At 60.5% G+C, this 15314-nt stretch carries 9 protein-coding genes; 5 read left to right on the forward strand and 4 right to left on the reverse strand.

All coding sequences use genetic code 11. The features are described from left to right. Positions 1 to 130 precede the first annotated feature (130 nt). Complete coding sequence (gene acs / locus ACP7E0_RS14455; protein WP_426125728.1) at positions 131 to 2080, forward strand: acetate--CoA ligase; 1950 nt, start codon at positions 131 to 133, stop codon at positions 2078 to 2080. 42 nt (positions 2081 to 2122) lie between these two features. On the opposite strand, the gene ACP7E0_RS14460 is transcribed toward acs, so the two are convergent. Next, on the reverse strand, positions 2123 to 2626 hold the full coding sequence (locus ACP7E0_RS14460; protein ID WP_426125729.1) for a hypothetical protein: 504 nt from the start codon (positions 2624 to 2626) through the stop codon (positions 2123 to 2125). Positions 2627 to 2640: 14 nt separating this feature from the next. Continuing rightward, the gene (locus tag ACP7E0_RS14465) at positions 2641 to 2889 is read right to left on the reverse strand and encodes a DUF1674 domain-containing protein (RefSeq protein ID WP_426125730.1); all 249 of its coding nucleotides are present in this window, start codon (positions 2887 to 2889) and stop codon (positions 2641 to 2643) included. A 70-nt stretch (positions 2890 to 2959) separates the two neighbouring features. Between ACP7E0_RS14465 and htpX the strand changes: the two genes are divergently transcribed. The 4 genes from htpX to purH all read left to right on the forward strand — a co-directional run bounded on the left by htpX (position 2960) and on the right by purH (position 8964). Then, a complete protein-coding gene (gene htpX, locus ACP7E0_RS14470) occupies positions 2960 to 3919 on the forward strand; it encodes a zinc metalloprotease HtpX (RefSeq protein ID WP_426125731.1) in 960 nt (319 codons plus the stop codon). Beyond that, a complete protein-coding gene (locus tag ACP7E0_RS14475) occupies positions 3916 to 5334 on the forward strand; it encodes an RsmB/NOP family class I SAM-dependent RNA methyltransferase (protein WP_426125732.1) in 1419 nt (472 codons plus the stop codon). Before htpX ends, ACP7E0_RS14475 begins: the two co-directional genes overlap by 4 nt. Before the next feature lie 205 nt (positions 5335 to 5539). Next, positions 5540 to 7225, forward strand: a complete 1686-nt coding sequence (locus tag ACP7E0_RS14480; RefSeq protein ID WP_426125733.1) for a heparinase II/III family protein — start codon at positions 5540 to 5542, stop codon at positions 7223 to 7225. Between the two features lie 125 nt (positions 7226 to 7350). Beyond that, complete coding sequence (gene purH, locus ACP7E0_RS14485; protein ID WP_426125861.1) at positions 7351 to 8964, forward strand: bifunctional phosphoribosylaminoimidazolecarboxamide formyltransferase/IMP cyclohydrolase; 1614 nt, start codon at positions 7351 to 7353, stop codon at positions 8962 to 8964. Positions 8965 to 9014: 50 nt separating this feature from the next. On the opposite strand, the gene ACP7E0_RS14490 is transcribed toward purH, so the two are convergent. After that, the gene (locus tag ACP7E0_RS14490) at positions 9015 to 10406 is read right to left on the reverse strand and encodes an MFS transporter (protein WP_426125734.1); all 1392 of its coding nucleotides are present in this window, start codon (positions 10404 to 10406) and stop codon (positions 9015 to 9017) included. 43 nt (positions 10407 to 10449) lie between these two features. Further along, the gene (locus tag ACP7E0_RS14495) at positions 10450 to 15237 is read right to left on the reverse strand and encodes an NAD-glutamate dehydrogenase (RefSeq protein WP_426125735.1); all 4788 of its coding nucleotides are present in this window, start codon (positions 15235 to 15237) and stop codon (positions 10450 to 10452) included. Between the last annotated feature and the right edge of the window lie 77 nt (positions 15238 to 15314).

Here is a 15314-nt window from a genome sequence, read left to right on the forward strand (position 1 = left end):
CAATTCTTCTTGAAGAAATGACCTTTTGTCTAATGGACGCCGTGCCTTGACCTGATATGTATGGCGCCCGAAGCGGGCGAGCGCGAGGAGATGTGCCGCCTGAAACTGCCTGTGCAGGGAGGAAATCATCATGTCTGCCAAAACCTATCCGATCCTGGAATCTGCCCGGAACCGTGCGCTTATCGACGATGCGACCTATCAGGCGTGGTACAAGCAAAGTGTGGCGGATCCTGAAGCTTTCTGGGGCGAGCATGGCAAGCGTATCGACTGGTTCACGCCCTATACCAAGGTCAAGAACACCTCCTTCGAGGGCGATGTTTCGATCAAGTGGTTCGAGGATGGCGTCACCAACGTCTCCTACAATTGCATCGACCGGCACCTGGAGAAGCGCGGTGATCAGGTTGCGATCATCTGGGAAGGCGACAATCCCTATGATGACAAGAAGATCACCTATCGCGAATTGCATGAGCACGTCTGCCGCCTCGCCAATGTGCTGAAGGCAAACGGCGTCCAAAAGGGCGATCGCGTCACCATCTACATGCCGATGATCCCGGAAGCCGCCTATGCGATGCTCGCCTGTACCCGTATCGGCGCGGTGCATTCCATCGTTTTCGGCGGTTTTTCGCCCGACGCACTGGCCGGCCGTATCGTCGATTGCGAATCCACCATCGTCATCACCGCCGACGAAGGCCTGCGCGGCGGCAAGCCGATCCCGCTGAAGGCCAATACCGACCAGGCCATCGAGATCGCCAAGCGTCGCGGCGTCGACGTCAAGTCGGTGATTGTCGTTCGCCGCACGGCCGGCAAGATCGCCTGGTTCTCCGAACGCGACATCTGGTATCATCAGGCTGTGGCGGCCGTCGAAGCCGATTGTCCGCCGGCGCAGATGAATGCGGAAGACCCGCTGTTCATCCTCTACACGTCCGGTTCGACCGGAAAGCCCAAAGGCGTGCTGCACACGACGGGTGGCTATCTCGTCTACGCCTCGATGACGCATCAATATGTCTTCGATTATCACGAGGGCGATATCTACTGGTGCACCGCCGATGTCGGCTGGGTCACGGGTCATTCCTATATCGTCTACGGCCCGCTCGCCAATGGCGCCACGACGCTGATGTTCGAAGGCGTGCCGACCTATCCGGATGCCGGGCGTCTGTGGGACGTGGTCGACAAGCACCAGGTCAATATCTTCTACACCGCGCCAACCGCCATACGGGCGCTGATGGGTCAGGGCGACGCTTTCGTCACCCGTTCCAAGCGCACATCGCTGCGCACGCTCGGCTCCGTCGGCGAGCCGATCAATCCGGAAGCCTGGGAATGGTACTATCACGTCGTCGGTGACGGCCGTTGCCCGGTGGTCGATACCTGGTGGCAGACCGAGACCGGCGGCATCCTGATCACGCCTCTGCCCGGCGCCACGGCGTTAAAGCCGGGCTCGGCCACTCGCCCCTTCTTTGGCGTGCAGCCCCAGCTGGTCGATGGCGAAGGCAAGGTGATCGAGGGGGCGGCCGATGGCAATCTCTGCATCACCGACAGCTGGCCGGGCCAGATGCGCACCGTCTATGGCGATCACGAACGCTTCATCCAGACGTATTTCGCCACCTACAAGGGCAAATATTTCACCGGCGACGGCTGCCGTCGCGATGACGATGGTTATTACTGGATCACCGGCCGCGTCGACGACGTCCTGAATGTCTCCGGCCATCGCATGGGTACGGCCGAAGTCGAATCGGCGCTGGTCAGCCATGATTCGGTGTCGGAAGCCGCCGTCGTTGGCTATCCCCACGATATCAAGGGACAGGGCATCTATTGCTACGTGACGCTGATGGTCGGCCAGTCCGGTTCGGACGATCTGCGCAAGGCGCTGGTGACCCATGTCCGCAAGGAAATCGGCGCGATCGCGTCGCCGGATAAGATCCAGTTCGCGCCCGGCCTGCCGAAAACCCGCTCCGGCAAGATCATGCGCCGCATCCTGCGCAAGATCGCCGAGGACGATTTCGGTTCGCTCGGCGATACCTCGACGCTCGCCGATCCCGCCGTTGTCGATGACCTGATCGCCAACCGTCAGAACAAGAAGTAAAGAAATTCCGAGCCATTCGATGTCCGGATGGCTCGGGCACACTTACCGGGGAGAGCAGCTCTTCGATTTGCGCCCGCCGTTATAAGGCGAGACGTAGCCCGCCGACAGCATTTCCTGAGCCGGATTCCGTCCATCGGAAAAGCTGATATCGGCAACGACCCTGCCAAAATACTTGTCTCCGGAAATATGCGTCAGTTGGATTTCACCCTGAGCGCTGGTCAGGCTGGCAAGCGCTGCCCGTGCCTGCCGGCCGGCATCGCGTGTGGTGAGCAGGCCGATTTTAACTCTGGCGCTTCGATGCCGCGCATCCGCACATAGACTTCCATTGTCTGTTGTGGCCAGGGTTTCGCTGCGACCAGGATCGTGTCGCCATCGATGACGCGGATGATTTCTGCAGTCACCGGTCCGGCGATTTCGATTCGTTTGCCGGATTCGGAAGCATACGAAGAAGCAGCCAGCGACAAGCACTGTAAGAGCGGCGATAGGAAGTGGGATCGAGCAAAGCATCAAGGATAGGAAAATATACCGATCATGAAGCGAATTCAACAGGAATTATTTCCTCAGAAATCGATTGCCCGACCGTTGATTTCCCAGTCGCCAAAACGCGAAGGCTCCGCTCCGCCGCGTCCGCCCAGCTCTTCCGGGAGTTGGAGTGGCCTTTGCGCCTTGCGGCGTTCCTCGGCTTCGGCCAGCGCGCGTTTTGCCGCCGGCGAAAGGGGTTTGCGGGGTTCCACCAGTAAATTGTCGTTATCGTTTTGCATGCGAATTTCCGCGAAAAAGTTGAAGAATGCGCCTAATGTCCCCATCATATAGGAAACCTTTGTTCAAGCGAAACCCGTGATTCACGTGAAACATTGGCAAACTTTGGAGACCTGACTGATGAACCTGATGCGCACCGCGATGCTTTTGGCCTTCATGACCGCATTGTTCATGGCGGTCGGCTTCCTCATTGGCGGCAGGGGTGGCATGATGATTGCTCTTGTCATCGCCGCCGGCATGAACTTCTTTTCCTACTGGAACTCTGACAGCATGGTGTTGCGCATGTACCGCGCACAGCAGGTCGATGAGCGCACGGCGCCGGAATATTACGGCATCGTTCGCGACATGGCTGCCAATGCTGGTCTGCCGATGCCCAAGGTCTATGTCATCGACAACCCGCAGCCAAACGCCTTTGCGACGGGACGCAATCCTGAAAATGCCGCAGTTGCCGCCTCCACAGGTCTCCTGAATGCGCTGTCTTACGATGAGGTTGCTGGCGTCATGGCGCATGAGCTCGCCCACGTGCAAAACCGCGATACGCTGACGATGACGCTGACCGCGACGCTTGCGGGTGCAATTTCGATGCTCGGCAATTTCGCCTTCTTCTTTGGCGGCAATCGTGAAAACAACAATCCGCTCGGCTTCATCGGGACGCTGGTGGCAATGATGGTAGCGCCTTTGGCGGCTGCGATCGTGCAGATGGCGATCAGCCGGACGCGTGAGTATTCGGCCGACCGGCGCGGTGCGGAAATCTCCGGCAAGCCGCTGGCGCTGGCTTCAGCGCTCGCCAAAATCTCGAATTTCGCCCATCAGGTGCCGAATACAGAGGCCGAGCGCAATCCGGCCACAGCGCATATGTTCATTATCAATCCGCTGTCGGGCGAGCGCATGGACAACCTGTTCTCCACCCATCCGGCGACCGAAAACCGCATCGCGGCGCTGCAGCAGATGGCACAAGAGATGCAGCCGGTCTCGACGCCGCCGGTCAGGGCTGATAATCCCGTGCGCAAATCGCGCTCCGTGCCGCCGACAGGCTGGGGTCGCGGTGGTTCCGAACCACCGAAAGGTCCCTGGTCTTGACGTCCGACGATAATAAAAACGATTCACATTCGAAACGAAATAACCGTCCCGCCCGTTCGCGCGGTCAAACGGCCGAGAATGCGGCCTTTGAGCGCAGCGACAAGCCCGGAATCCGGGCCAGGCAAGCGGCTGCCAAGATGCTCGCTGCCGTCGTTGATCGCAAGACCTCGCTAGACGGCATGCTGGATGCAGGCAATGGCAATCCGGTCTATCGCGAACTGAACGAGGCCGATCGTGCTTTGGTTCGGGCAATCCTGAATTCGGCGCTGCGGCAATTGCCGCGCATCGAGGCGATGGTTGGGTCGCTGTTGCAAAACCCGCTGCCGGAAGGCGCCCGCGCGCTCGATCATGTCTTGACGGTGGCCGCTGCCCAGATCCTCTATCTCGATATCCCCGATCATTCCGCCGTCGATCTCGCGGTCGAGCAGGCGCAGATCGATCCGCGCAACAGGCGCTTTGCCAGCCTCATCAATGCCGTGCTGCGCCGAATGTCCCGCGAAAAGCAGGATTTGCTGGAGAATGTCGGCGAGAAAATCCCGGCGATTCCTGTCTGGTTCCACAAAAGGCTGGTCACCTATTACGGCGCCGACGAAGCGGCCCGTATCGCTGACGCGCTGTTGACCCCTGCAGCGATCGACCTGACGGTCAAATCCGATCCGGAGGGCTGGGCTGAAAAACTGAATGGCCGCCTTCTGCCGACCGGTTCGGTGCGTCTTGCCGGGTTTTCCGGCGCGGTACCTTCGCTTGCCGGCTTCGATGATGGCGAATGGTGGGTGCAGGATGCCGCCGCCGCGCTGCCCGCCAAGCTTTTCGGTCCCCTCGCTGGCAAACGCGTTGTCGACCTTTGTGCTGCACCTGGCGGCAAGACGGCACAGCTCATTCTTGCCGGCGCTGAGGTCACGGCGCTCGATCAATCGGCAACGCGCCTCAAGCGTCTCCAGGGCAATCTTGCCCGTCTGGGGCTGGAAGCGGTGACCCAAGAAATCAACATGGCCGATTTCCGCACCGATGAGCTGTTTGATGCCGCCCTGCTTGATGCCCCCTGTTCCTCGACCGGTACAATCCGCCGCCACCCGGATGTGCTTTGGACCAAGGGTCCAGAGGATATCGAAAAGCTCGCTGTCCTTCAGGAAAAGCTGCTGCGCCACGCGCTGACGCTGGTAAAGCCTGGCGGTCTGGTCGTCTTTTCCAATTGCTCGCTCGATACGCGGGAAGGTGAAGCCGTCACGGAACGTGTTCTGGCCGATGGCCATTGCGAACGGGTGCCGATTAAACCGGCGGACTGGCCCGGTCTGGAAAATGCGGTGACGCCGCATGGGGAGTTCCGCACGACACCGGCGATGATCGATCCGCAGGATGGTTTTGCCGGGGGCCTGGACGGCTTCTATGCCGTCGTCCTGCGTCGCAAGATTTAGCCACATCTCTGTCAACAGGCACATGGCGGGCGTCAATTGACGCTCCCTGTGCCTTTGCCTAAACAATACGGGTACCATCCATAAAAGTTTAACGGTTTTTCAGGCACGATCACCGTCCTGTAGTATCTGGTACGGACAGCGTCATTCCGGTTTTCAATGCCGTATGACTTAAGTTCGGGAGTAGGGAGACGCGCAGGCGTCGAAAATGCAGATTTCAGACCGGCAAAGGCTTCTTTATCTGTATGCGCGCGAGGGCTGGCGCCGCTTCTCGCGCCGCCTTGCCTTGGGCCGCAACACCGCCTTCCGTTTTACCGGAACGACGCCAGACCGTCTGATCGTGGCGCCGACGGACTTGCGCGCCATCGATCCCTTCGTTGCGCAGGAAATCCTGCAGGGCCGCTTCCCATTGGCCGGGCGCGTCCTTGACGTGGAGGGCGAATCCCCATTCGAAATGGATCTTCCATCGCATGAATTCGCTGTAAGGTTGCATTCCTTCGGTTGGGTCCGGCACATGCGTACGGTCAAGGAGGACGATGCTTTTGCGCATCTGCGCCATATCGTCAATGATTGGATCGTCACGCACGGGCGTTATATCGGCGGTATTGCCTGGGAAGCGGATATCATTTCTCAACGCCTGATTGCCTGGCTATCGCATTCGCCGATCATTTTGCGCAATGCCGAGCATCCGTTCTATCGGCGGTTCCTGAAAAGCCTTGCCTTCCAGGTGCGCTATCTGCGCCATATCACCGACACGACCTGTGACGGCGAGGCGCGCTTGCGCGCCCGAATCGCGCTTGCCATGGCTTCCGTTGCGATGCCGGCATCCGAAGCGACGATCCGCAAGGCCGCCCGCAATCTCGATGTGGAGCTTGACCGGCAAATTCTCCCCGATGGCGGCCACAGCTCGCGCAACCCGCGCACGGGTCTGGAATTGCTGATCGATCTGCTGCCGCTGCGCCAGACCTATGTCAACCTCGGTCATGAGGTGCCGGCAAAGCTGATCCCGTGCATCGATCGCATGTATCCTGCCCTGCGGTTCTTCCGTCATGAGGGTGGTGAGCTGGCTCTGTTCAATGGCGCGACGTCGACGCTTGCCAATGAGTTGATGGCCGTCCTGCGGTACGATGAGACCGCCGGGGCGGCCCTCAAGGCCTTGCCGCATCTTCAGTATGAACGGCTGGCGCATAACAATGTCGTTGTGATCATGGATACCGGCAAACCGCTATCGCCGGAATTGTCGCGCACGGCGCATGCCGGCTGCCTGTCGTTCGAAATGTCGTCCGGCCGCCACCGGTTCGTCGTCAACTCGGGATCACCAAAGTTTGCCGGCGAACGATTCCGCCAGCTGGCACGTTCGACTGCGGCGCATTCGACTGTGACGATTAATGATCGCTCGTCGTCGCGCTTGTCACAGTCAGGTTTTCTCGGGCCTATCGTCACTGGCGGCGTCTCGAAGGTCACAGTGCGCCGTGAGGAACGTGCCGGCCAGCCGGATGCCGTCATCGCTAGCCACGACGGTTACGCCCAGGCCTTTGGCCTGCTGCACGAGCGCGATATCAGCATCAACGGTCACGCAAATGCGGTTCGTGGCCGCGACAGGCTGTTTCAGTTGGATGGCGCGGAACCGGCGGAAACCAATAGCGCCGTCGCCGTTGCGCGGTTTCATATTCATCCATCGATCAATATCCGCCAGCACAGCGCCCATGAAATCTACCTGAGCGCTCCGGATGGCGAAGTCTGGCTGTTTACCTGTCGCGATGCTGAAGTGGTGGTCGAGGAAGACATTTTCTTTGCCGATCCATCCGGCGTGCGCAAGTCGTCGCAGTTGACGGTCACTTTCGCAGTGGCTTCGCAGCCGGAAATCCAGTGGATTTTTTCGCGCGAAGCATGACAATCGCCCCGTTAGGCCGCTCGCCGCCCTGACTGCGGTTTCTTCAAGCTGAAAGCTGTGGTAACGGCAGGCGACATTTGCCGGAAGACCCTCCCGATATCCGGCGTCTACCAAGGAGCTTGATGATGGCTGTCGCCTCCAAGAAGATTCCCGCCCCGGATCAGGTCACTATCCGCACCGCCCTGCTCTCTGTCTCCGACAAGACCGGTATCGTCGATCTGGCGCGTGCGCTGCATCAGAAGGGCGTCCACCTAGTCTCGACTGGCGGCACCCACAAGGCGCTTGCCGATGCCGGCCTGCCGGTGACCGACGTGTCCGAGCTCACCGGCTTCCCGGAAGTGATGGATGGCCGGGTGAAGACGCTGCATCCAGGTGTGCATGGCGGCCTCCTGGCGATCCGTGACGATGAGGATCATGTCCGGGCGATGGTTACGCACGGCATTACCGGTATCGATCTCGCCGTCATCAATCTCTATCCGTTCGAGGATGTCCGCGCCAAGGGCGGCGATTATCCGACCACAGTCGAGAATATCGATATTGGCGGCCCGGCGATGATCCGCGCCTCGGCCAAGAACCATGCCTATGTCACTGTCATCACCGGCGCGTCGGACTATACCGCACTGCTGACCGAACTGGGAACGGGAGCCGCAACCTCGTTTGCCTTCCGCCAGAAGATGGCGGCCAAGGCCTATGCCCGCACCGCTGCCTACGATACCGCCATTTCCGGCTGGTTTGCAGAAGTCCTCGACACACCGATGCCGCTTCACCGCACCATCGGTGGCGTGTTGAAGGAAGAGATGCGCTATGGCGAAAATCCGCATCAGAAAGCCGGATTCTACATCACCGGCGAGAACCGTCCGGGCGTTGCGACCGCGACCCTGCTGCAGGGCAAGCAGCTGTCGTACAACAATATCAACGACACCGACGCGGCTTTTGAGCTCGTTGCCGAGTTCCCGGCTGCAAAATCCCCGGCCGTCGCCATCGTCAAGCATGCCAATCCATGCGGCGTCGCCACCGGCGCCACACTGCTTCAAGCCTATGAGCGGGCTCTCGCCTGCGATTCCACCTCGGCTTTCGGTGGTATCATCGCGCTTAACCAGGAACTGGATGGCGCCACGGCGGAAGAAATCGTCAAGCTCTTCACCGAGGTCATCATCGCTCCGTCAGTCAGCGATATCGCCAAGGTGGTCATCGCCGCTAAGCCCAACCTGCGCCTCTTGATCACCGGCGCCCTGCCCGATCCGCGCATACCTGGCCTGACGGCAAAAACGGTTGCCGGCGGCCTTTTGGTGCAGACGCGTGACAATGGCATGGTCGAGGATCTTGAGCTGAAGGTCGTGACCAAGCGGGCACCGACGGCGCAGGAGCTGGAAGACATGAAATTTGCCTTCAAGGTGGCGAAACATGTGAAATCCAACGCCGTCGTCTATGCCAAGGACGGTCAGACCGTCGGCATCGGTGCGGGCCAGATGAGCCGGGTCGATTCCGCGCGTATCGCAGCGCTGAAAGCCGAAGAAGCTGCCAAGGCGCTGGGTTTGCCTGCGCCGCTTACCCACGGTTCAGCGGTCGCCTCGGAAGCTTTCCTGCCGTTCGCTGATGGCCTTCTGTCGATGATCGCCGCCGGCGCCACCGCCGTCATCCAACCGGGCGGCTCGATGCGCGATCCGGAAGTCATCGCCGCCGCCGACGCGGCAGGTGTTGCCATGGTGTTTACCGGTATGCGCCATTTCCGGCATTGATGCGTAGACCGCAACGAGCAATCAGAAACCCGCCACTTCGGCGGGTTTTTTTATGCGGGTCTATTCGCCGGGTAAGGAGTGCGGAGGAGGATCAGCAGTCCGACCGCCAGGAAGACCACCAATGCCATCATGCCGATGCGGGCTGATCCCGTCATCAGGGTAACGGTGGCAACGGCAGCGGGTGCCAGAAAAGTCGTGGCGCGCCCGGAGAGGGCATAGATGCCGAAATAGCGACCTGCCTCATCGGGACTGACGCTGCGGGCCATATAGGAGCGAGAAGAGGCCTGGACGGGGCCGAACGCGATCCCGACCAGCAGGCCGAAGACGATATAGGCTTTCTCCGCAGCCGTGCCGAAAAGCCCACCGGCATCGGTGGTCGGCAGCGGCAGCAGGCCGAACAACGTATAGCCGGGGCCGGTCGAGACGATGCCAAGGGTGGCGATGGTCAGGCAGATCAGGCTGACGGTGACGATCACCTTTGAGCCGAGTTTTGCATCCAGCCGGCTGGCATAAAGGCATCCGCCGATGGCCACGACATTGAGAATGATGCCGTAGACGCCAAGCTCGACGGTCTGCCAGGCAAACATGCTGGCCGCGAACGTGCCGCCCAGTGCCAGGAGGCCGTTGACCCCATCCTGAAAGATCATCCGGGCGATCAGAAAGCGCAGAATGCCGGAGCGCTGCCGCAGTTCGCCGATCGTGTGGCGCAGCTCGGCAATGCCGCTGCGCACAGCGGCCGCCGCCGGCATCGCTGCCTTGTGGGCATCCGGGGTAAACAGGAACATCGGCAGGATGAAGACCAGATACCAGATGGCCGAGATCGGCCCGGTCACACGGGCGTCGGCGCCGGTCGCCGGATCAAGTCCGAACAGCGGATCCATTCCCAGAAGTGTTTTGCCGGATTCCGGATTTCCGGCCAGAAGCGTCACGACGGCGATCAGCACGATCATGCCGCCGAGATAGCCGAGCCCCCAGGCCATGTTGGAAATCCGCCCGATCTCCTTTTCGCCGACCAGCCGTGGCATCATTGAATCGTTGAAAACGATCGAGAATTCCGCAGCGATAGACGCCAGGATGATGAAGATGAAGGGATAGATTATCGATGATCCCGGCACGGCAAACCACAGCAGCGCCAGGGAGACGATCTTGATGACGGCGAAGAAGGCGATCCAGGGTTTTCGCGCGCCGGTCTGGTCGGCGATCGAGCCGAGCACCGGCGACAAAATCGCGATGACGATGCCGGAGATGGTCAGGGTATAGCCCCACATCGCCTGACCGTGAGCCGGGTCGTCGGTGAGCCGGGATACGAAATAAGGGCCGAAGATGAAGGTGATGATCACCGTGAAGAACGGCTGTGCTGCCCAGTCGAACAGCATCCAGCCGCCGAGGCCGGCGCGCGATACCTTTGGCTCGTCGCCAGCCTCCGCCGAGATGCTGCTCACGTGATTCTCCACCGTCTGTCCGCCCCATCTGGCGCGGACAGTGTCACCTCATCCTGTTCTGTGCAAGATCGCTCAACAAGCCCGCTGCAACGGTGATCTTGGCAAGCGTCGTCTCGCCCTTCTCCGTCAGCAGGGTCAGTTGGTCGGTGACGCGCGAAATCCGGCTATGGTCGCTGTCGCGCCAGGCTGCGACCGGATTGCGCTCGTCCTTCTTGTCGGTGAGGGCCGCGATGGTGATGTCCTTGCGCGCGGTCGCGATGTCGTTGATGCTGCGCGAAAGGGCCATCGCCTCGTATTGCTCGGTTGCCGACACACGCTCGGCAGCCGCCAGCAGCCGGGCGATCCGCAGGCTCTGTGTCACGCCGAAATAGCTCTGTGCGGTGCGTGCCAGCGTCACGCCGGTATCGGCGGCGATCTGGATGATTTCTGGCACGAAGGTCAACACGGCAAGAGCGGCGATTTCCTCGGCCAGTGCTGACGGCACGCCACGCTCGATGAAATAATCGGCCCTTTGCCGCACGTCTGCCGTCGCGTCCTCAGGAATCGCGCTTTGCAAAGCGGATTTCAGCTTCCGCAGCGCTTCGCGCAGCTGCTCGATGGCCTCGCCAAGCGGCGCTTGCATCGCCTTGGTCCTGAGAGTCCGTTCGGTGACGATGGCAAAGATGCGTGCCGCCTCCTGGTAGAGTTCGTTCTGCACCGCGCCGCTGATGACGTTGTCGAGTGCGTCGATCTCGCCGTAGATGCGGTTCAGGTCGTAGCCGTCGCGTGTCAGTACCGCAGCCTTGACCACGTCAGCCGGCATGAAGCCCGTCTGGTCAATCAATGTGCTGACGAAGGCCGGCCCGCCACGGTTGATGACGTCGTTGGCGAGAACCGTCGCAATGATCTCGCGGCGCAGCCGGTGTTCGTTGATATCGCCCGCATGCGCCTTGTGCATCTTCGCCGGGAAGTAATCCCGCAGCGTCGTCAGCAGATAGTCGTCGTCCGGCAGCTTGCTGGCAACGATCTCGTCGAACAGCACGATCTTGGCATAGGACAGAAGCACGCCGATCTCGGCCCGTGTGAGCGCCTTGCCACTCTGGTAGCGCTCGCTCAGCGCCAGATCGTTCGGGAGCACCTCGACCTTGCGGTTGAGATGGCCGTCCGCTTCCAGCCGGGTCATGAGCCGGGCAAGCGCCGTCCGGTTGCCGGCACCCAGCATTTCCGTCAGTGAGATCGACAGAGACTGTTCGTAGTTGTTGCGCAGCACCAGTTCTGCCACTTCGTCGGTCATCGAGGCCAAAAGCGTGTTGCGCTTGGCGCGCGTCAGCCGCTGGTCGCGCATCGCCGAAGCGAGTGCGATCTTGATGTTGACCTCGAAGTCGGACGAGTTGACGCCGGCCGAGTTGTCGATGGCGTCGGAATTGCAGCGCCCGCCCTTTAGGCCGAAGCCGATGCGGCCGCGCTGGGTAACGCCGAGATTGGCGCCTTCACCGATCACCTTGGCGCCGACATCGTCGGCAGTGATGCGGATCGGGTCGTTGGCGCGGTCGCCGACATCAGCGTCGGTTTCGGTCGGGCCGCGCACATAGGTGCCGATACCGCCGAACCAGAGCAGATCGACCGGGCTTTTCAGGATCGCTGTCATGATCTCCGATGGCGTCGCCTGGCTTTTTTCCCAACCGATCGCCGCCATCGCCTGCGGTGTCAGCGTCACCGATTTTTCCGTGCGCGGAATGATCATGGCACCGGCCGAAAGCGTCGAGCGGTCATAATCCTGCCAGCTGGAGCGCGGCAGGTTGAACATGCGTTTGCGCTCGGCAAAGGATTTTTCGATATCCGGATCAGGATCGATGATTATGTCGCGATGGTCGAAGGCGGCGATCAGCCGGATTTTTTCCGATAGCAGCATGCCGTTGCCAAACACGTCGCCGGACATGTCGCCGACACCGGCGACGCTGAAGGGCGTCGTCTGGATATCGATGTCCATCTCGCGGAAATGCCGCTTGACGGTTTCCCAGGCGCCGCGCGCCGTGATGCCCATCTTCTTGTGGTCGTAGCCGGCCGAACCGCCGGAGGCAAAGGCGTCGTCTAGCCAGAAGCCAGCTTCCTGCGCCAGGCCGTTGGCGGTGTCGGAGAAGGTCGCCGTGCCCTTGTCGGCGGCAACGACGAAATAGGGATCGTCACCATCCAGCCGCAGCGTATCGGCCGGCGGCACGATGTCCTGGCCGACAATGTTGTCGGTGATGGACAGCATGGTGCGGATATAGGTCTTGTAGGCCTCGGTTCCCGCCTTGAAGATGTCGTCGCGGGTGCCACCCACCGGCAGCTGCTTCGGATAGAAGCCGCCCTTGGCGCCGACAGGCACAATCACGGCATTCTTGACTTGCTGCGCCTTGACCAGGCCGAGCACTTCGGTGCGGTAATCCTGCGACCGGTCCGACCAGCGCAGCCCGCCGCGGGCCACCTTGCCGAAGCGCAGGTGCACGCCTTCGACCTGCGTGCCATAGACGAAGATTTCGCGGAAAGGCCGCGGCTCCGGCAGGCCGTCGAGGATCTTCGGATCGAGCTTGAAAGCCAGCATCACCTTCGGATTGCCATCGGCATCGCGCTGGAAATAGTTGGTGCGCAGCGTCGCCTCGACGGCGTTGACGTAGCGCCGCAGGATTTGGTCCTCGTCAAGGATTGGAACGGCGTCCAGGGCCTGTTCGATCGCCGCTCTCAACGCTGCAGTGCGCTTGGTCTTCGGCTTGTCTTCCAGCACGGGATCCATACGGGTGACGAAAAGCTTGAAAATATCCGCAGCGATTGCTGGATACTTGTTCAGCGTGTCGGCGAGATAGCCTTGGGAATAGGTGATGCCGGCCTGGCGCAGATAGCGCGCATAGGCGCGCAGCACCGTCACCTCGCGGGCACTGAGGCCGGCAAGCAGGATCAGCCGGTTGAAGCTGTCATCCTCGATCACGCCGTTCCAGGCGGAAAGATAGGCTTCCTCCAGCATCGGGCCGGTCTTGTCGAGGTTGAGCAGATGCCCATCGCGATGGATCAGTTCCATATCGTGCAGAACGACGAGCCGATCGCCGCCCTTGGCGCAGGAGACGGTAATATCATGGGTCTGTTCGCTGATAACCCGGAAGCCGAGGTTTTCCAGCAGCGGAACGCGGTGCGAGAGCGAGACCGGCTCACCGGCATGGAAAATCTTCAGCTCTAGCGATTGCGGGCCCTTGCCGCGCTTCTGGTAAAAAGCGATGCGGATCGGATCGTTTGGGGAGCAGGCTGCGATATCAGCGAGATCACCATGGGCTTCGGCTGGCGTAAAGGCTGCCTGATAGGCCGCATTGACGGAAATCGACACGCCGTCGTGGCGGGCCAGCAGGTTGAACCGGTCAATCCAGCGGGTAACGATATCGCGAACGGCATCTTCAAGCTTGGCTTGCGCCACGCGCGGTGTCTTGCCGCTCGAGCGGCCAATGATGAAATGCACGCGGGCAAGACCGCCTTCCGGGAAAGCCGGGTAATAGGCGGAAACGCGGCCGTCATAGACAGTCTTCAGATAGAGCCCGATCTTTTCGCGGACATCGGAATCATACTGTTCGCGCGGCACATATACTATAACGGATACGAAACGATCGAAGTGATCGATGCGCGGCAGAACGCGGATTCGCGGCCGGTCGGCCAGTTCGTTGATCTGCTCGCAGAAGCTTGCCAAAAGGCTGACGTCGATCTGGAAAAGGTCGTCTCGCGGATAGGATTCCAGCGTGTTGGTCAGCATCTTGCCTGAATGGCTCTGCGGATCGAAGCCGAAATGATCGACGATCTTCTCGACCTTGAAGCGCAACAGCGGAATATCCGCGGCCGGCCGTGTATAGGCGCTGGAGGTGAACAGGCCGACGATGCGCAGTTCGCCGGCAACATTGCCGGCCTTGTCGAAGCGCTTGACCCCGATATAATCCATATAGGCGCGGCGGTGCACCACCGATTTGACGTTGGCCTTGGTGACGATGAGGAAATCCGGGCCGTTGAGAAAGGCTAGGATTTCCGGCGTCGTCAGAACGGCATCCTTTCCCTGGCGCAGCACGCGCACGTCGGGATTGGAAAGAATACCGAGGCCGCGCCCTTCGCCGCGTTCGACCACGGCATTCTCGCCCTTGCCGGAATAGGTGTATTCGCGCATGCCGAGGAAGGTGAAATTGTTGCCGCGCAACCAGCGCAGGAAGGCCAGCGCCTCGTCGCGATCGCCCTTCTTGCTGTTGGGGGCGTGGTTTTCCAATTCGTTCATCGCCTGATCGAGCAGGCCTGACATCGAGGTCCAGTCGCCGACCGCCTGATGAACCTGGGAGAGCACGTTGGCAATCCGCTCCTTCAGGTCTTCGGCTTCGGTGTCGGTGACGCGGCTAATATGAATCTGGATATGGCTGATCCGGGTGGCCGGATCGCTCTTTTCTTCCGGGTCGAAGATTTTAGCCGGCTTTCCGGCCTCGAGAACCAGAATGGGATGTACGGCAAGGTGAATGTCACGGTGGGTGCTGGTCACCTCGCCCATGATCGAATCGTAGAGGAAGGGCATGTTGCGGTCGGTCACGGACAGGATCGAGACGTCGGCTGCATTCGGCGCAATGCCGTCTACCGATTCGACGGAGATGACCGGACGGTCGCTTTCCTTGCGATTGATGGCGGTCAGCGCATGCGCTGCCGTCAAAGCCAGCATGGTGGGCGTATAGGCGTCGAGATCGTCATGGCTGGCACGGCGAAACAGGATCTCCGGAGCGAGCATTTTCACCCCCAGCAGCTTGCCGGCTTCGCTCACCGCTTCGAAATGACGGTCTTTTTTCGGATTGTATTTGGTGCCCATGACGTATCTCCCCGCAATCACCATTTTGGCCGAACCTAACAGAAGAATTGTCCATGGCGATTGTTTTTGTGGCTATT

The organism is Pararhizobium sp. PWRC1-1 (assembly GCF_049897905.1).
In the GTDB taxonomy this organism is placed as follows: Bacteria; Pseudomonadota; Alphaproteobacteria; order Rhizobiales; family Rhizobiaceae; genus Pararhizobium.